The sequence below is a fragment of the Streptomyces inhibens genome, assembly GCF_022221585.1.
Lineage (GTDB): Bacteria > Actinomycetota > Actinomycetes > Streptomycetales > Streptomycetaceae > Streptomyces > Streptomyces inhibens.
Window position 1 is genome coordinate 2,598,682 of sequence record NZ_CP084681.1, and the last position, 15,600, is coordinate 2,614,281.

14 protein-coding genes are annotated in these 15,600 nt (G+C 69.8%); 6 read left to right on the forward strand and 8 right to left on the reverse strand.

What is annotated here, in order from left to right:
* Nucleotides 1-37: 37 nt before the first annotated feature.
* Entirely contained in the window at nucleotides 38-1,045 is a 1,008-nt protein-coding gene (locus KI385_RS12120) for a COX15/CtaA family protein (protein ID WP_238572195.1), read from the forward strand.
* Here the strand turns inward: KI385_RS12120 and KI385_RS12125 are convergent.
* From KI385_RS12125 to KI385_RS12135, 3 genes are all read right to left on the reverse strand, one after another.
* Nucleotides 1,018-2,064 carry an amidohydrolase gene (locus KI385_RS12125; protein ID WP_238572196.1) on the reverse strand — a complete coding sequence of 349 codons (1,047 nt, stop codon included), beginning with the start codon at nucleotides 2,062-2,064 and terminating at the stop codon, nucleotides 1,018-1,020. The two genes, KI385_RS12120 and KI385_RS12125, sit on opposite strands and share 28 nt — an antisense overlap.
* A gap of 140 nt (nucleotides 2,065-2,204) precedes the next feature.
* On the reverse strand, nucleotides 2,205-2,576 hold the full coding sequence (locus KI385_RS12130) for a type 1 periplasmic-binding domain-containing protein (RefSeq protein WP_425356904.1): 372 nt from the start codon (nucleotides 2,574-2,576) through the stop codon (nucleotides 2,205-2,207).
* 55 nt (nucleotides 2,577-2,631) lie between these two features.
* Nucleotides 2,632-3,615: a heme o synthase gene (locus KI385_RS12135; RefSeq protein WP_425356905.1), complete on the reverse strand. Its 984-nt coding sequence runs from the start codon at nucleotides 3,613-3,615 to the stop codon at nucleotides 2,632-2,634.
* Between the two features lie 461 nt (nucleotides 3,616-4,076).
* Here KI385_RS12135 and tkt point away from each other — a divergent pair, with 461 nt between their 5' ends.
* Genes tkt through pgl form a run of 5 tightly spaced genes read left to right on the forward strand, consistent with a single transcriptional unit; the run spans nucleotide 4,077 to nucleotide 10,684 of the window.
* The gene (tkt, locus tag KI385_RS12140) at nucleotides 4,077-6,179 is read left to right on the forward strand and encodes a transketolase (RefSeq protein ID WP_238572199.1); all 2,103 of its coding nucleotides are present in this window, start codon (nucleotides 4,077-4,079) and stop codon (nucleotides 6,177-6,179) included.
* Between the two features lie 34 nt (nucleotides 6,180-6,213).
* The gene (gene tal, locus KI385_RS12145) at nucleotides 6,214-7,332 is read left to right on the forward strand and encodes a transaldolase (protein WP_238572200.1); all 1,119 of its coding nucleotides are present in this window, start codon (nucleotides 6,214-6,216) and stop codon (nucleotides 7,330-7,332) included.
* Between the two features lie 6 nt (nucleotides 7,333-7,338).
* Complete coding sequence (gene zwf / locus KI385_RS12150) at nucleotides 7,339-8,871, forward strand: glucose-6-phosphate dehydrogenase (protein ID WP_238572201.1); 1,533 nt, start codon at nucleotides 7,339-7,341, stop codon at nucleotides 8,869-8,871.
* Nucleotides 8,868-9,905 (forward strand): glucose-6-phosphate dehydrogenase assembly protein OpcA, encoded by a 1,038-nt coding sequence (gene opcA / locus KI385_RS12155; RefSeq protein ID WP_238572202.1) that lies wholly within the window; start codon nucleotides 8,868-8,870, stop codon nucleotides 9,903-9,905. Before zwf ends, opcA begins: the two co-directional genes overlap by 4 nt.
* Nucleotides 9,902-10,684 (forward strand): 6-phosphogluconolactonase, encoded by a 783-nt coding sequence (pgl, locus tag KI385_RS12160; protein WP_238572203.1) that lies wholly within the window; start codon nucleotides 9,902-9,904, stop codon nucleotides 10,682-10,684. The genes opcA and pgl overlap by 4 nt, the downstream gene beginning before the upstream one ends.
* A 75-nt stretch (nucleotides 10,685-10,759) precedes the next feature.
* Here pgl and pgi read toward each other — a convergent pair whose 3' ends face one another.
* From pgi to KI385_RS12185, 5 genes are all read right to left on the reverse strand, one after another.
* A complete protein-coding gene (pgi, locus tag KI385_RS12165; RefSeq protein WP_238577667.1) occupies nucleotides 10,760-12,448 on the reverse strand; it encodes a glucose-6-phosphate isomerase in 1,689 nt (562 codons plus the stop codon).
* Nucleotides 12,449-12,667: 219 nt separating this feature from the next.
* A complete protein-coding gene (locus KI385_RS12170; protein ID WP_281066844.1) occupies nucleotides 12,668-13,003 on the reverse strand; it encodes an RNA polymerase-binding protein RbpA in 336 nt (111 codons plus the stop codon).
* 154 nt (nucleotides 13,004-13,157) lie between these two features.
* Nucleotides 13,158-13,394 carry a preprotein translocase subunit SecG gene (secG, locus tag KI385_RS12175; protein ID WP_128508572.1) on the reverse strand — a complete coding sequence of 79 codons (237 nt, stop codon included), beginning with the start codon at nucleotides 13,392-13,394 and terminating at the stop codon, nucleotides 13,158-13,160.
* Nucleotides 13,395-13,535: 141 nt separating this feature from the next.
* Nucleotides 13,536-14,291, reverse strand: coding sequence for a triose-phosphate isomerase (tpiA, locus tag KI385_RS12180; protein WP_238577669.1), 756 nt, complete (start codon nucleotides 14,289-14,291; stop codon nucleotides 13,536-13,538).
* Nucleotides 14,292-14,330: 39 nt separating this feature from the next.
* The gene (locus tag KI385_RS12185; RefSeq protein WP_238572204.1) at nucleotides 14,331-15,542 is read right to left on the reverse strand and encodes a phosphoglycerate kinase; all 1,212 of its coding nucleotides are present in this window, start codon (nucleotides 15,540-15,542) and stop codon (nucleotides 14,331-14,333) included.
* Between the last annotated feature and the right edge of the window lie 58 nt (nucleotides 15,543-15,600).

The following is a 15,600-nucleotide window of genomic DNA, read 5'->3' on the forward strand; positions in this document are numbered from 1 at the left end:
TGAAAACTCGCACAAGCAGCCGCCTACGATGGCTCCCGTGCCGAATTCGCTGAACCCCCTTGAGCTGATCGCCCGCCGCTGGCAGCCCTCCGCGGCCTTCGTGCGACGGACCGCACTGGCCACCGTCGTCATGGCCGTGATCATCGTCGTCACAGGCGGCGCGGTCCGGCTCACCCAGTCCGGACTGGGCTGCTCGACCTGGCCCACATGCACGCCGGAGAGCCTCACGCCGACCTCCGCGATGGGCATCAACGGCCTCGTCGAGTTCGGCAACCGCACCCTGACCGGCGTGCTGTGCGTGGTCGTCGGAGTGTTCATCATCGCGGCCCGTGCCCGGCACCCCCGGCGCCGCTCGCTCACCCGCCTCGGCTGGGCGCAGTTCTGGATCGTCATGATCAACGCCGTCGTCGGCGGCATCACGGTCCTGACCGGCCTGAACCCCTACATCGTCAGCTCGCACTTCCTGGCGGCCACGGCGCTGCTCACGGTCGCCGTGCTCAGCTGGAAGCGGGCGGGCGAGGGCGACGAGGAGCCGCGCGACCTGGTCGCCCGCCCGGTCCGCCAGCTCGGCTGGCTGCTGGTGGCGGCGACCGGCGCGCTGACCGTCATCGGCTCGATCGTCACCGGCACGGGACCGCACGCGGGCGACGCCACCAAGATCGACCACCGCATCCCGCTGAACTGGCAGGAGATCACCCAGCTCCACGTCGACTTCGTCTACATCGTCGTCGGCCTGACCGTCGCCCTGTGGTTCACGCTGCGCGCCGTCAAGGCACCGGCCGCCCCGCGCCGGATGGTCCTGGAGCTGTTCGCCTGCATCGCCTTGCAGGGCGTCATCGGCTATGTCCAGTACTTCATGGGCCTGCCCGAGCTCGTCATCGGGTTCCACATGCTGGGCTCGGCCCTGGTGTGGATCTGTGTGCTGCGGGTCTGTCTGTCGCTGCGCGACCGCGGTCCGCTCCAGGAGCAGGACCCCGACGAGTCCGCTCCCTCCGGCGAGCAGGAGGCACCCGAACCTCAGGTGGCCTCCGCGTCCAGCCGGTAGACCCGGCACGCGGTCCCCGATCCGACCATCTCGGTGATCCGCCGCCCGTCCTCGGCCACGCACAGCCCCTCGTCGGTCCACTCCCGTACGAGGCGCCGCATGGCGCGCAGGAAGAACCGGGCGCCGGTCACATACAGCTCGGGCAGCCCGCGGGCGCCCGAGGAGAACAGCAGCTTGCCGAACGGCGCCTGACCGAGCGTCTCCTCGGGGCACGGCCCGGCGTCCGCGTAGACATGGGCGTGCACCGCGGCGAGCTGCGCCGCCCGCCGGTGGTGCGGCGCCCCGGGCAGCAGCACGAGATCCGCACCGATGCCGGTCGTGGCGCGCAGAAAGGCCGCCAGCGGCTGCGGATCGGGGCTGTGCAGCTGCACCGGCAGCCCGGTCGCCACCGCGCTCCACAGCAGATGCCGTACGAGCGCGGGCTCCCCGAGCCGCTCCCCGGGGCGGCGGCCGCGCAGCCAGCGGTCCGCGGCGCGCCGTACCTCGCCGGCCTCGGGGGCGCGCCCGTCGCAGTAGGTGGCGCCGGAGGCGAAGGCGGTGGCGTGCTGGGCCGCCGCGTAGAGGGCCTCGGCGGTGTAGCCGATGAAGGAGTCGACGCTGCCGGAGGTGTCGGCGACCTGCTCGGCGAGCGGTTCGAGCCGTACGACCTCGTGGGCGCGGGCCTCGGCGGCGGTGGCGAGTTCGGTGGCCGAGGTCAGATCGCTGGGGGTGCCGGCCTCCAGCAGGAACGTGCCGATGCCGGAGCCGCGCAGCAGCATCCGGCCGGCCTTGTAGGCGCCCACCTCACGCCTGCGGGCCAGATAGCGGGCCGGCGGACAGTGCGGTTCCAGGCCGAGCAGCGGGGGGCACCAGCGGCGTATCGCGAGCCCGGTCCAGCTGTCGAAGTAGCTGGTGCCGGCGGGGGCGGGGCCGTGTGCGCCGGCCGCGGCGGCGAGGTGGGTCTCGAAGGAGCCGAGGCCGAGCTCGCCGTGCACCGCGCCGTGGCTGTACTGATCGATGAGCGGTGGAAGTCCGTCCATCCGCTCCTCCTCGCCGAGAGCCCACCGGGGGCGGCCGAAGCGCCGCGCCTGGTGGGCTTAACGGACGAGGTGGTGGTGAGGTATCGGGCTCCGCTTCCGGCGTGCGCTCCGGCGCACGGCGCCGTCGCCTCGCGAGAGCCTCAGGCGTTGGCCGGGCCGCCGATCTGGATGCCCGCCATCCGGGACCACTCGTAGGGGCCGGTACGGACCTTGGCGGCCAGCTCGCCGTCGAAGTCGTCCTGGAGCGCGATGCCGGCCCGCTCGGCGGCGTCCTTGGCGGAGTCGAAGCTGTCGGCGACGAGGTTTCCCCACTCGCCGTTGGCCCCGACAAGGGCGATCCGGGTACGGCCGCGGCCGATGTGCGCGAGCTGGCCCTCGGCGCTGCCGCCGTGCGACTCGGCGAAGGCGCTGATCTGCTTGGCGAGCTTGGCCGTGCGCCTGCCGGCCCGCTTGCCGGCCTTCGCGTCGGCCGCCGACTCCACCTGCTCGTCCGCCTGCTGGGTGTCTGCCATGGACAGCATGCTACCCGCGAGTACGGCCGTTTGTGAGGGTGATCCCCCACACCTCTCAACGAAGGAAGGGATCCACCGCGACGGCGACGAACAACAGCGACACATAGGTGATGGACCAGTGGAAGAGCCGCATCTCCTTGAGCTTGGGGCCCGTGATCCCGGCCTTGGCGCGGGACTGCAGGGCGTGCGCCTCCTTGAGCCAGAAGGCGCCGCAGGCGAGCGCGACCGCGGTGTAGAACCAGCCGGTGTAGCCCAGCGGCTGCAGCAGCAGCGAGACGCCGACCATCACCCAGCTGTAGGCGACGATCTGCCGGGCCACGGCCTTGTTGCCGGCGATGACCGGCAGCATCGGCACACCGACCCGCTCGTAGTCGTCCTTGGCCTTCATCGACAGCGGCCAGTAATGCGGCGGCGTCCAGAAGAAGATGACAAGGAAGAGGACCAGCGCGGCCCAGGAGACCGAATTCGTCACCGCGGACCAGCCGATGAAGACCGGCATACAGCCCGCGATTCCGCCCCAGACAATGTTCTGTGCGGTTCGCCGCTTGAGGATCATTGTGTAAACGACGACATAGAAAAGCAGCGCCGCGAGCGACAGCACGGCCGACAGCGGGTTGACGAAGTACCAGAACCAGGCGGTGGAGCCGACCGCGAGCGCGGTCGCGAAGACCAGGCATTCGCGCGGCGAGACCATGCCGGTGACCAGCGGCCGCTGCGAGGTGCGGTCCATCAGCGCGTCGATGTCGCGGTCGATGTACATGTTGTAGGCGGCCGCACCGCCGGCGGAGAGATACCCGCCGACGCAGGTCGCCAACACGAGCCACAGGTCGGGGACGCCCTTGGCCGCCAGGAACATCACCGGCACGGTGGTCATCAGCAGCAGTTCGATGACACGTGGCTTGGTCAGCGCCACGAATGCCTTGACGCGGGGCCCGAACGGCTGCTTTCCGGGACTCCCGGGGACCTGAGAGAGCTCCCCCACAGCCTTGACGGCGTGGGCGGTGCCCCCACCCGCAGGACGGGATTCGACGGCCGTCACGCACACCCCTGGAAGTAACATCTGCGGCGTCCGCCGCGGAAGAAATAAGGCTTGCAAGCTCGTCCGGCCGGGAAGGCGCGGTAAAGGCTTGCGCGTACCACGCCACTTTAGACGTTGGCCATACAGCGATCTTCGCGGGGGTGGGCTCGTGTTGGGCGCCCTGGCGCGGGGCGGGGCGGGCACCTTTTACCCGGGCGTTCGCTTGACGTTCAGGAGGCGAGCGCGAGCACCGCCCGGCAGTCTGGTCGTATGGCTGTCGCGTGACAGCCGGGTCGGGAACGACCGAAGTCCCGATTTGGCTGCCCAAAGCGCCCGGCTGCCATGACACCACCCACCGACTGAGCGCCCAAAACATCGACTGAGCGTCGAAAAGACGCACGCACTTGCGGGGGTAGGCTCGACACCGCCTGCGGACATACCGTCCCCGGCATTCGACATGTGGAGAGGAGCCCTGACTCAGGGTGAGCACCAAGCCGACCACCACAGATCTCGAGTGGACCGAACTGGACCAGCGGGCAGTGGACACCGTCCGCGTCCTGGCCATGGATTCCGTGCAGAAGGTCGGTAACGGCCATCCGGGTACGGCCATGAGCCTGGCTCCGGCCGCCTACCTTCTCTTCCAGAAGCTGATGCGGCACGACCCGGCGGACGCGAACTGGACCGGACGCGACCGGTTCGTCCTCTCCGCAGGCCACTCCAGCCTGACCCTCTACATCCAGCTCTACCTCGCCGGCTACGGCCTGGAGCTGGACGACCTGAAGGCGTTCCGCACCTGGGGCTCGAAGACCCCCGGTCACCCCGAGTACGGCCACACCACCGGCGTCGAGACCACCACCGGCCCGCTGGGCCAGGGTGTCGCCAACGCCGTGGGTATGGCGATGGCGGCCCGCTACGAGCGCGGTCTGTTCGACCCCGAGGCCGCGGCGGGCACCTCGCCCTTCGACCACACCATCTGGTGCATCGCCGGTGACGGCTGCCTCCAGGAGGGCATCTCCGCCGAGGCCTCCTCCCTGGCGGGCCACCAGAAGCTCGGCAACCTCGTCCTGCTGTGGGACGACAACCACATCTCCATCGAGGGGGACACCGAGACCGCGGTCTCCGAGGACACCCTCAAGCGCTACGAGGCCTACGGCTGGCACGTCCAGCGCGTCGAGCAGCTGCCCAACGGCGACCTGGACCCGGCCGGTCTGGCCAAGGCCCTGCTGGCCGCCAAGGCCGAGACCGGGCGCCCCTCGTTCATCGCGGCCCGCTCGATCATCGCCTGGCCGGCCCCCCACGCCCAGAACACCGAGGCCGCGCACGGCTCGGCCCTGGGCGAGGAAGAGGTCGCGGCCACCAAGCGCGTCCTGGGCTTCGACCCGGAGAAGTCCTTCGACGTCGCCGACGAGGTGCTCGCGCACACCCGCGCCGCCCTCGACCGCGGCCGCGACGCCAAGAAGGAGTGGGAGAAGTCCTTCGCCGCCTGGCGCACCGCCAACCCGGAGCGCGCCGCGGAGTTCGACCGGATCGCCGCGGGCGAGCTGCCCGAGGGCTGGGAGGACCACCTCCCGGCGTTCGAGACCGGCAAGTCCGTCGCCACCCGCGCCGCGTCCGGCAAGGTGCTGCACGCCCTCGGCGCGGTGATCCCGGAGCTGTGGGGCGGCTCGGCCGACCTGGCCGGCTCGAACAACACCACGATCGACAAGACCTCCTCGTTCCTCCCGGCGGACAACCCGCTGCCGGAGGCCGACCCCTACGGCCGCACGATCCACTTCGGTATCCGTGAGCACTCCATGGCCGCGGAGATGAACGGCATCGCGCTGCACGGCAACACCCGCATCTACGGCGGCACCTTCTTGGTGTTCTCCGACTACATGCGCAACGCCGTCCGGCTGTCCGCGCTGATGCACCTGCCGGTGACATACGTGTGGACGCACGACTCCATCGGTCTGGGTGAGGACGGCCCGACCCACCAGCCGGTCGAGCACCTCGCCTCGCTGCGCGCCATCCCGGGTCTGAACATCGTCCGCCCGGCCGACGCCAACGAGACCGCGATCGCCTGGCGCGAGATCCTCAAGCGCTTCACGAAGGAGTACGGCGTGGGGGCCCCGCACGGCCTCGCGCTGACCCGTCAGGGCGTGCCGACGTACCCGGCCAACGAGGCTGCCGCCAAGGGCGGTTACGTGCTGTTCGACGCCGAAGGCGCCGACGGACAGAGCGCCGCGCCGCAGGTCGTGCTGATCGGTACCGGTTCCGAGGTGCAGCTCGCCGTCGAGGCGCGCGAGCGGCTGCAGGCCGAGGGCGTCCCCACCCGCGTGGTGTCGATGCCGTCGGTCGAGTGGTTCGACCAGCAGGACCAGGCCTACCGCGAGAGCGTGCTGCCCCCGTCCGTCAAGGCCCGTGTCGCCGTCGAAGCCGGCATCGGTCTGACCTGGCACCGCTTCGTCGGTGACGCCGGACGCATCGTGTCGCTGGAGCACTTCGGTGCCTCGGCCGACGGCAAGGTGCTCTACCGCGAGTTCGGCTTCACCGCCGACGCGGTCGCCGCCGCCGCCCGGGAATCACTCGAAGCCGCCGCGCGCTGACGCCCGTACACAACAAGTAGGAGATGCAGAACCCATGACAGACGCACTCAAGCGCCTCTCCGACGAAGGCGTCGCGATCTGGCTGGACGACCTGTCGCGCAAGCGCATCACGTCCGGCAACCTCGCCGAACTGATCGACCAGCAGCACGTCGTCGGTGTCACGACGAACCCGTCGATCTTCCAGAAGGCGATCTCCTCGGGCGACGGTTACCAGCAGCAGGTCACCGACCTCGCCGCCCGCAAGGTCACCGTCGACGAAGCCATCCGCATGATCACGACGGCGGACGTCCGCGACGCCGCCGACGTCCTGCGGCCGGTCTTCGACGCCACCGGCGGCCAGGACGGCCGGGTCTCCATCGAGGTCGACCCGCGCCTGGCGCACAAGACCGTCCCGACCATCGCCGAGGCCAAGCAGCTGGCGTGGCTGGTGGACCGCCCGAACACGCTGATCAAGATCCCGGCCACCAAGGCGGGCCTCCCGGCGATCACCGAGGTCATCGGCCTGGGCATCAGCGTCAACGTCACGCTGATCTTCTCGCTGGAGCGCTACCGCGAGGTCATGGACGCCTACCTGGCGGGCCTGGAGAAGGCCAAGGCCGCGGGCCTGGACCTGTCCCTGATCCGTTCGGTGGCGTCGTTCTTCGTGTCCCGTGTGGACTCCGAGATCGACAAGCGCCTGGACAAGCTGGGCACGGACGAGGCCAAGGCCCTCAAGGGCAAGGCCGCGCTGGCCAACGCCCGGCTGGCCTACGAGGCGTACGAGGAGGTCTTCTCCTCCGAGCGCTGGGCCGCCCTGGACAAGGCGGGCGCCAACAAGCAGCGTCCGCTGTGGGCCTCGACCGGCGTCAAGGACCCGGACTACAAGGACACGCTGTACGTCGACGAGCTGGTCGCCCCGGGCACGGTCAACACCATGCCGGAGGCCACCCTGGAGGCCACCGCGGCCCGCGGTGAGATCAAGGGTGACACCGTGCGCGGCACGTACGCGGCGGCCAAGGCCGACCTCGACGCGCTCGCGGCGCTCGGGATCTCGTACGACGAGGTCGTGCAGCTCCTGGAGGACGAGGGCGTGGAGAAGTTCGAGGCGTCCTGGAACGACCTGCTCAAGTCCACGGAGGCGGAGCTCAAGCGCCTCGCTCCCTCGGAGGGCTGATCTCCCTTGACTGGTTCACACGGAGCCAATCCGCTTCGTGACGCCGCGGACCGACGGCTCCCGCGTATCGCGGGGCCGTCGGGCCTGGTCATCTTCGGCGTCACGGGCGATTTGTCCCGCAAAAAGCTGATGCCTGCCGTCTACGACCTGGCCAACCGCGGACTGCTCCCGCCGGGTTTCTCCCTCGTCGGGTTCGCCCGTCGTGAGTGGGAGCACGAGGACTTCGCGCAGGAGGTGTACGAAGCGGTCAAGCAGCACGCGCGTACGCCGTTCCGCGAAGAGGTCTGGCAGCAGCTGGTCCAGGGCTGCCGCTTCGTCCAGGGCAACTTCGACGACGACGAGGCCTTCGAGACGCTCAAGGAGACCATCCAGGAGCTCGACAAGGCGCAGGGCACCGGCGGCAACTTCGCCTTCTACCTGTCCGTGCCGCCGAAGTTCTTCCCCAAGGTCGTCCAGCAGCTCAAGAAGCACGGGCTGGCCGACCAGAAGGAGGACTCCTGGCGCCGCGCGGTCATCGAGAAGCCCTTCGGCCACGACCTGGAGAGCGCACAGGAGCTCAACCGGATCGTCCACGAGGTCTTCCCGCCCAACGAGGTCTTCCGGATCGACCACTACCTGGGCAAGGAGACGGTCCAGAACATCCTGGCGCTGCGCTTCGCCAACACGATGTTCGAACCGCTGTGGAACCGCAGCTATGTCGACCACGTCCAGATCACGATGGCCGAGGACATCGGCATCGGCGGCCGGGCCGGCTACTACGACGGCATCGGCGCCGCCCGTGACGTCATCCAGAACCACCTGCTCCAGCTGCTCGCGCTGACCGCGATGGAGGAGCCCGCCTCCTTCGAGGCGGATGCGCTGGTCGCGGAGAAGACCAAGGTGCTGGGTGCGGTCAGGCTCCCCAAGGACCTCGGCAAGGAGACCGTCCGCGCGCAGTACGCGGAGGGCTGGCAGGGCGGCGAGCAGGCCGTCGGCTATCTCCAGGAAGAGGGCATCGACCCCAAGTCGAAGACCGACACCTACGCCGCGATCAAGCTGTCGATCGACAACCGCCGCTGGGCGGGTGTCCCCTTCTATCTGCGCACCGGCAAGCGTCTGGGCCGCCGGGTCACCGAGATCGCGGTGGTCTTCCAGCGCGCTCCGCACTCCCCCTTCGACCACACCGCCACCGAGGAGCTGGGGCAGAACGCCCTGGTCATCCGGGTGCAGCCGGACGAGGGCGTGACCGTGCGGTTCGGTTCGAAGGTGCCCGGTACCTCGATGGAGGTACGGGACGTCTCGATGGACTTTGCGTACGGCGAATCCTTCACCGAGTCCAGCCCCGAGGCGTACGAGCGCCTGATCCTGGACGTCCTGCTGGGTGACGCCAACCTGTTCCCGCGCCTGGAGGAGGTCGAGCAGTCCTGGCGGATTCTCGACCCGATCGAGGAGTACTGGGAGAAGCACGGCAAGCCCGCGCAGTATCCGGCGGGCACCTGGGGCCCCATCGAGGCGGACGAAATGCTCGCACGAGACGGACGGAGCTGGCGTCGGCCATGAAGATCGATCTGACGGAAACCACAGCCAGCAAGATCAACAAGGCGCTGGTGGAGGGCCGTCGCGCCGTCGGCACCCCCGCCATCGGCATGGTGCTCACCCTCGTCATCGTCACCGACGAGGAGAACGCCTACGACGCGCTCAAGGCGGCGAACGAGGCATCCCGCGAGCACCCCTCGCGCACCCTGGTCGTCATCAAGCGGGTCAGCCGGTCGCCGCGCGACCGCGCCAAGGCCCGCCTGGACGCCGAGGTGCGGGTCGGCACGGACGCCGGCACCGGCGAGACGGTCGTCCTGCGGCTCTACGGCGAGGCGATCGACCACGCCCAGTCCGTGGTGCTGCCGCTGCTGCTGCCGGACGCCCCGGTCGTGGTCTGGTGGGCGGTGAACGCCCCGCTGAACCCCGCAAAGGACCCGCTCGGCGCGCTGGCCCAGCGCCGGGTCACCGACGCCTACGCCTCCGAGCAGCCGATCCAGGAGCTCTCCGCGCGCGCCGAGACGTACACGCCCGGCGACACGGACCTGTCCTGGACGCGGATCACCCCGTGGCGTTCGATGCTCGCGGCGGCGCTCGACCAGGCCCCGTGCTCGGTCACCTCTGCCGAGGTGGAGGGCGAGGAGTTCAACCCCAGCTGCGAGCTGCTCGCCATGTGGCTGGCCAGCAGGCTGAACGTCCCGGTCACCCGCAAGGTGTCGGCCGGCCCCGGTCTGACCGCCGTACGGATGGAGTCCAGCAGCGGCACGATCGTGCTGGACCGCCCGGACGGCTCGCTGGCCACGCTCTCCATGCGCAACCAACCGGACCGTGCGGTGGCCCTCAAGCGCCGGGTGACCTCGGAGCTGCTGGCCGAGGAGCTGCGCCGGCTCGACCCGGACGACATCTACGCCGCCGCGCTGGAGTACGGCGTGGACCGGCTCGGTCACCAGGCGGAGGGGAAGCCGGCCGAGAAGACGTCCGAGGAGCCGGCGGCCGCCGACAACGCCTCGGCCAAGCCTGCGGCGAAGAAGGCGCCCGCCAAGAAGGCGGCCGCCAAGTGAGTGCTCCGCAGGTTGTCGTCCACCGCGACAAGGAGCTGATGGCCAAGGCCGCGGCGGCCCGGCTGATCACGAAGATCGTGGACGCCCAGGCCGCCCGTGGCTTCGCCTCCGTGGTCCTCACCGGCGGGCGCAACGGCAACGGGCTGCTCGCGGCCCTCGCCGAGGCGCCGGCCCGGGACGCGGTCGACTGGTCCCGGCTCGACCTGTGGTGGGGCGACGAGCGCTTCTTGCCGGACGGTGATCCGGAGCGCAACTACACCCAGGCCCGCGAGGTGCTGCTGGACAGCGTCCCGCTGGACCCGGCCCGGGTGCACGCCATGGCGCCTTCGGACGGCCCGTACGGCAATGACGCCGACGCCGCCGCCGAGGCCTACGCGGCCGAACTCGCCGCCGCCGCGGGCCCCGAGGACCACGGCCCGGTGCCGTCCTTCGACGTCCTGCTGCTGGGCGTCGGCCCGGACACCCATGTGGCCTCGCTCTTCCCCGAACTGCCCGGCGTCTACGAGCAGGAGCGGACGGTGGTCGGGGTGCACGGCGCGCCCAAGCCGCCGCCCACCCGCGTCTCGATGACCCTGCCCGCGATCCGCGCGGCGCGGGAGGTCTGGCTGCTGGCGGCCGGCGAGGACAAGGCCAATGCCGCGGCCATCGCGATCTCCGGCGCCGGTGAGGTCCAGGCGCCGGCGGCCGGCGCACGGGGCCGCAGCCGGACCCTGTGGCTGCTGGACGAGGCGGCGGCGGCCCAACTGCCGCGCGGCCTCTACCCGCCGGCCTCGGCCTGAGCGCTTCTGGTGACGCCGAAGGCCCCGCACCCTTGAGGGTGCGGGGCCTTCGGCGTCACGGGACGATCCCGAGGATCAACGCCCGCGCATCTCCCGGTACTTGGCGACCAGGCCGGCCGTCGAGGCGTCCAGGCCCGGCACCTCGGCGCCTTCCGTCAGGGCCGGTTCGACACGCTTGGCCAGGACCTTGCCCAGCTCCACGCCCCACTGGTCGAAGGAGTCGATGTTCCAGACCGCGCCCTGGACGAACACCTTGTGCTCGTAGAGCGCGATCAGCTGGCCGAGTACGGACGGGCTGAGCTCCTTGGCCAGGATCGTGGTGGTGGGGTGGTTGCCCTGGAACGTCTTGTGCGGCACCAGTTCCTCGGCCACACCTTCGGCCCGCACCTCGTCCGGCGTCTTGCCGAAGGCGAGCGCCTGGCTCTGCGCGAAGAAGTTGGCCATCAGCAGATCGTGCTGGGCGACCAGGCCCGGCAGCAGATCGGGGACCGGCTGGGCAAAGCCGATGAAGTCGGCCGGAATCATCTTCGTGCCCTGATGGAGCAGTTGGTAGTAGGCGTGCTGGCCGTTCGTACCGGGCGTGCCCCAGACGACCGGGCCGGTCTGCCAGCCGACCCGATTGCCGTCGCGGTCAACGGACTTGCCGTTGGACTCCATGTCCAGCTGCTGCAGATAGGCGGTGAACTTGGAGAGGTAGTGGCTGTAGGGCAGCACGGCATGCGACTGGGCGTCGAAGAAGTTGCCGTACCAGATGCCGAGCAGGCCCAGCAGCAGCGGGGCGTTCTCCTGCGGCGGGGCGGTCCGGAAGTGCTCGTCGACGAGGTGGAAGCCGGCCAGCATCTCGCGGAACCGCTCCTTGCCGATCGCGATCATCAGCGACAGGCCGATCGCGGAGTCGTAGGAGTAGCGGCCGCCGACCCAGTCCCAGAACTCGAACATGTTGTCCGTGTTGATGCCGAACTCCGCCACCTTCTCGGCGTTGGTCGACAGGGCCACGAAGTGCTTGGCGACGGCTCCCCCGCTCTCGGCTTCGCTCGAGCGGGAGGTGCCCCCACCTCCGGCGCGCAGACCGGTCAGCAGCCAGTCGCGGGCGGAGATGGCGTTGGTGATCGTCTCGATGGTGGTGAAGGTCTTCGAGGCGATGATGAACAGCGTCTCGGCCGGGTCCAGGTCGCGCAGCGCCTCGTGCAGATCGGCGCCGTCCACGTTGGAGACGAAGCGGAACTGCATGTCCCGGTGGGAATAGGCGCGCAGCGCCTCGTACGCCATCGCCGGGCCCAGGTCCGAGCCGCCGATGCCGATGTTGACGACGGTCTTGATGCGCCTGCCGGTGTGGCCCTTCCAGTCGCCGGAGCGGACCCGGTCGGAGAAGGTGCCCATCTTCGTCAGGACGGACTGCACGCCGGGGACGACGTTCTCCCCGTCGCTCTTGACGACCGCCGAGCCGGGCGCGCGCAGCGCGGTGTGCAGCACGGAGCGCCGCTCGGTGATATTGATCTTGTCGCCGCGGAACATCGCGCCCCGCAGCTCGCTCACGCCGGTCGCCGAGGCCAGGTCGCCCAGCAGCCGCAGCGTCTCGTCGGTGACCAGGTGCTTGGAGTAGTCCAGGTGCAGATCGCCGACCTGGAGGGTGTAGCGCTCGGCGCGCGCCGGGTCCCGCTCGAACAGCTCACGCAGCCCCACCTCCCCCAGCTGCTCCCGGTGCTTGCTCAGCGCGGTCCACTCAGGCATCTGGTCGAGCCTGCTGCGGCCTTCTGCGTTCATCTCGGACATCAGCCTTCTTCATCTCGTACCGGCCCCGCCATCTCCCAACCTAATTGATCAGCACGCGGTAGGAGGTATCTGTCCGCTGCCGGACGAGGCGCTGTCGGGGGCCTGAAGAACAGGTATCAGCGCGACGGCGCCCGGCCGCAGCTACGCGGACGGCCCGGCCGGAGGGGTGTATCCCCTCCGGCCGGGCCGTCCGGTGTGTGTGCGGATCCGTCAGATCTCGCCGCGGAGCTTGGCGAGCGCCTCCGCGAGGATCGCCTCACCGTCGGCGTCGCTGCGGCGCTCCCGGACGTAGGCGAGGTGGGTCTTGTAGGGCTCGGTACGCGGCGGGTCCGGCGGGCTGTCCCGGTCCTTGCCTGCCGGGAAACCACAGCGCGGGCAGTCCCAGGTCTCCGGAACCTGCGCATCGCCGGCGAAGCTGGGCTGCGTCTCGTGCCCGTTGGAGCACCAGAAGGAGATGCGGGTGCGCGGCGCGGACTCGCCGCGCTCGGCCTCCCCCATCGGCCCCGCCCCGACCCGACTTCCTCGGATCGCGTTGCCACTTGCCACGGTCGTAACTCCCTGCGTAATGGTGCTGCCACGCTTTCACAGCAGCTGCGCTGCGGAACGCCCCAGTCTACGTAAGGCCCAACGCGCGTCCAGTGAGCGGAGTTACCCCTCCTAGGACGCCGCCCTCATGATAGGCCGCGCCTCCGACGGTATGTCAGTTACCGAGCTTCATCAGTACGCCAAGGACGACAATGCAGGCGAACCACAGCAGACCGATCACGATGGTGATGCGGTCCAGGTTCCGCTCGGCGACCGAGGAGCCACCGACCGAGGACTGCATACCGCCACCGAACATGTCGGACAGGCCGCCACCCTTTCCCTTGTGCATGAGCACCAGCATCATCAGCAGCAGACTGAAGACGATGAGGGCGATCGAGAACCCGATGACCACGGCTGGACCAACTCTCTAGGACTGACGGACGGACGTATGGAACAACATGCACGAAACAAATGGTGCGGGGCCGGGGTCGGCGCTGCTGCACCGGTCCCGGCCCCGACAGGGTACGACGAGGGCTCCCCCTCGTCATAGCTGCTACTGGTCGCGGAAGCGGACGATCTTCACAAACTCGTCCGCGTCGAGCGCCGCGCCGCCGATCAGCGCGCCGTCGACGTCCGGCTGCGCCATGATCGCCGCGACATTGCCGGACTTGACCGAGCCGCCGTACTGGATGCGGACCTTGTCGGCCAGCTCCTGGCTGTAGAGCTCGGCGAGGCGGCCACGGATCGCACCGCAGACCTCCTGCGCGTCCTCGGGGGTGGCGACCTCGCCGGTGCCGATGGCCCACACCGGCTCGTAGGCGATCACGATCGTCTCGGCCTGCTCGGCCGGGATGTCCTTCAGACCGCCGTCGACCTGGGCGAGGGTGTGCGCGACCTGGTTGCCGGCCTTGCGGACGTCCAGGCCCTCACCGACGCACAGGATCGGGGTGAGGCCGTGCTTGAACGCGGCCTTGACCTTGGCGTTGCAGATCTCTTCGTTCTCGCCGTGGTACTGGCGGCGCTCGCTGTGGCCGACGGCCACGAACGTGCACTTGAGCTTGGCGAGCATCGCGCCGGAGATCTCACCGGTGTAGGCACCGGAGTCATGCGCGGAGAGATCCTGCGCGCCGTACTTGATCTTGAGCTTGTCGCCGTCGACCAGCGTCTGCACCGAGCGGAGATCGGTGAAGGGCGGCAGGACCGCGACCTCGACGGCGTCGAAGTCCTTGTCGGTGAGGGCGAAGGCGAGCTTCTGGACGTGTGCGATGGCCTCGAGGTGGTTGAGGTTCATCTTCCAGTTGCCCGCCATCAGCGGGGTGCGGCCGTTGTTGAGAGCGGTCACGGTGTTTCAGTCCTCCAGAGCGGCGAGGCCGGGGAGCGTCTTGCCTTCGAGGTATTCGAGGCTGGCGCCGCCACCGGTCGAGATGTGGCCGAAAGCATTCTCGTCGAAGCCCAGCAGCCGGACCGCGGCGGCACTGTCACCGCCGCCGACGACGGTGAAGGCGTTCGAGTCCAGCAGACCCTGCGCGACGGCCTTGGTGCCGCCGGCGTAGTCGGGGTGCTCGAACACGCCCATCGGGCCGTTCCAGAAGACCGTGCCCGCGTCGGTGAGCTTCGCGGCGTAGAGCTCGCGGGTCTTCGGTCCGATGTCCAGGCCCTCCTCGTCGGCCGGGATGGCATCCGCGGCGACGACCTTGGGGTTGGCCGGGGCCTTGGTCTTCAGGTCCGGGAATTCGGCCGAAACCAGCACATCGACAGGGAGGACGAACTCCACGCCGCGCTTCTCGGCCCGCGCCAGGTACTCAAGGCACGCCGGGACCTGGTCCTCCTGGAGCAGCGAGATACCGACCTCGTGGCCCTTGGCCTTGAGGAAGGTGTACGCCATACCGCCGCCGACCAGGATGCGGTCGGCCTTCTCCAGCAGCTGGTCGATGACGGCGAGCTTGTCGGAGACCTTGGCGCCGCCGAGCGCGACCACGTACGGGCGCTTGACGTCCTCGGTGAGCTTCTTCAGGACGCCGACCTCGGTGGCGATCAGGTCGCCGGCGGCGTGCGTAAGACGCTGCGGCAGGTCGTAGACGGAGGCGTGCTTGCGGTGCACGGCGCCGAAGCCGTCGCCCACGTACAGGTCCGCCAGGGCGGCGAGCTGGTCGGCGAAGGCGCCGCGCTCGGCGTCGTCCTTGCTGGTCTCGCCCGCGTTGAAGCGGAGGTTCTCCAGGACGGCCACCTGGCCGTCGGCCAGGCCCGCGGTCACGGCCTGGGCGGACCCGCCGACCGTGTCGGTCGCGAAGGCCACGTCCTGACCGAGGATCTCGCCCAGCCGCTCGGCGGCGGGGGCCAGCGAGAAGGCCGGGTCCGGGGCGCCCTTGGGGCGGCCCAGGTGCGAGGCGACGATCACCTTGGCGCCGAGCTCGGCGAGCCTGGCGATCGTCGGGGCGACGGCGCGGATCCGGCCGTCGTCGGTGATGGTGGTGCCGTCCAGCGGCACATTCAGGTCGGCGCGGACAAAGACTCGCTTGCCGGCGACGCCTTCGGTGGCGAGGTCGTCGATCGTCTTCATGGTGACTCCGTGACTCTGTTCGGAAAGTCAGTCATAGCACGGGGCCCGCACGACGCTT

What these genes read in the sequence shown, in the direction of transcription:
- KI385_RS12185 (WP_238572204.1), bottom strand. Translation starts at nt 15,542, where the DNA reads ATGAAGACGATCGACGACCTCGCCACCGAAGGCGTCGCCGGCAAGCGA.
- tpiA (WP_238577669.1), bottom strand. Translation starts at nt 14,291, where the DNA reads ATGGCGGGCAACTGGAAGATGAACCTCAACCACCTCGAGGCCATCGCA.
- pgi (WP_238577667.1), bottom strand. Translation starts at nt 12,448, where the DNA reads ATGAACGCAGAAGGCCGCAGCAGGCTCGACCAGATGCCTGAGTGGACC.
- opcA (WP_238572202.1), top strand. Translation starts at nt 8,868, where the DNA reads ATGAAGATCGATCTGACGGAAACCACAGCCAGCAAGATCAACAAGGCG.
- KI385_RS12125 (WP_238572196.1), bottom strand. Translation starts at nt 2,064, where the DNA reads ATGGACGGACTTCCACCGCTCATCGATCAGTACAGCCACGGCGCGGTG.
- KI385_RS12130 (WP_425356904.1), bottom strand. Translation starts at nt 2,576, where the DNA reads ATGGCAGACACCCAGCAGGCGGACGAGCAGGTGGAGTCGGCGGCCGAC.
- tal (WP_238572200.1), top strand. Translation starts at nt 6,214, where the DNA reads ATGACAGACGCACTCAAGCGCCTCTCCGACGAAGGCGTCGCGATCTGG.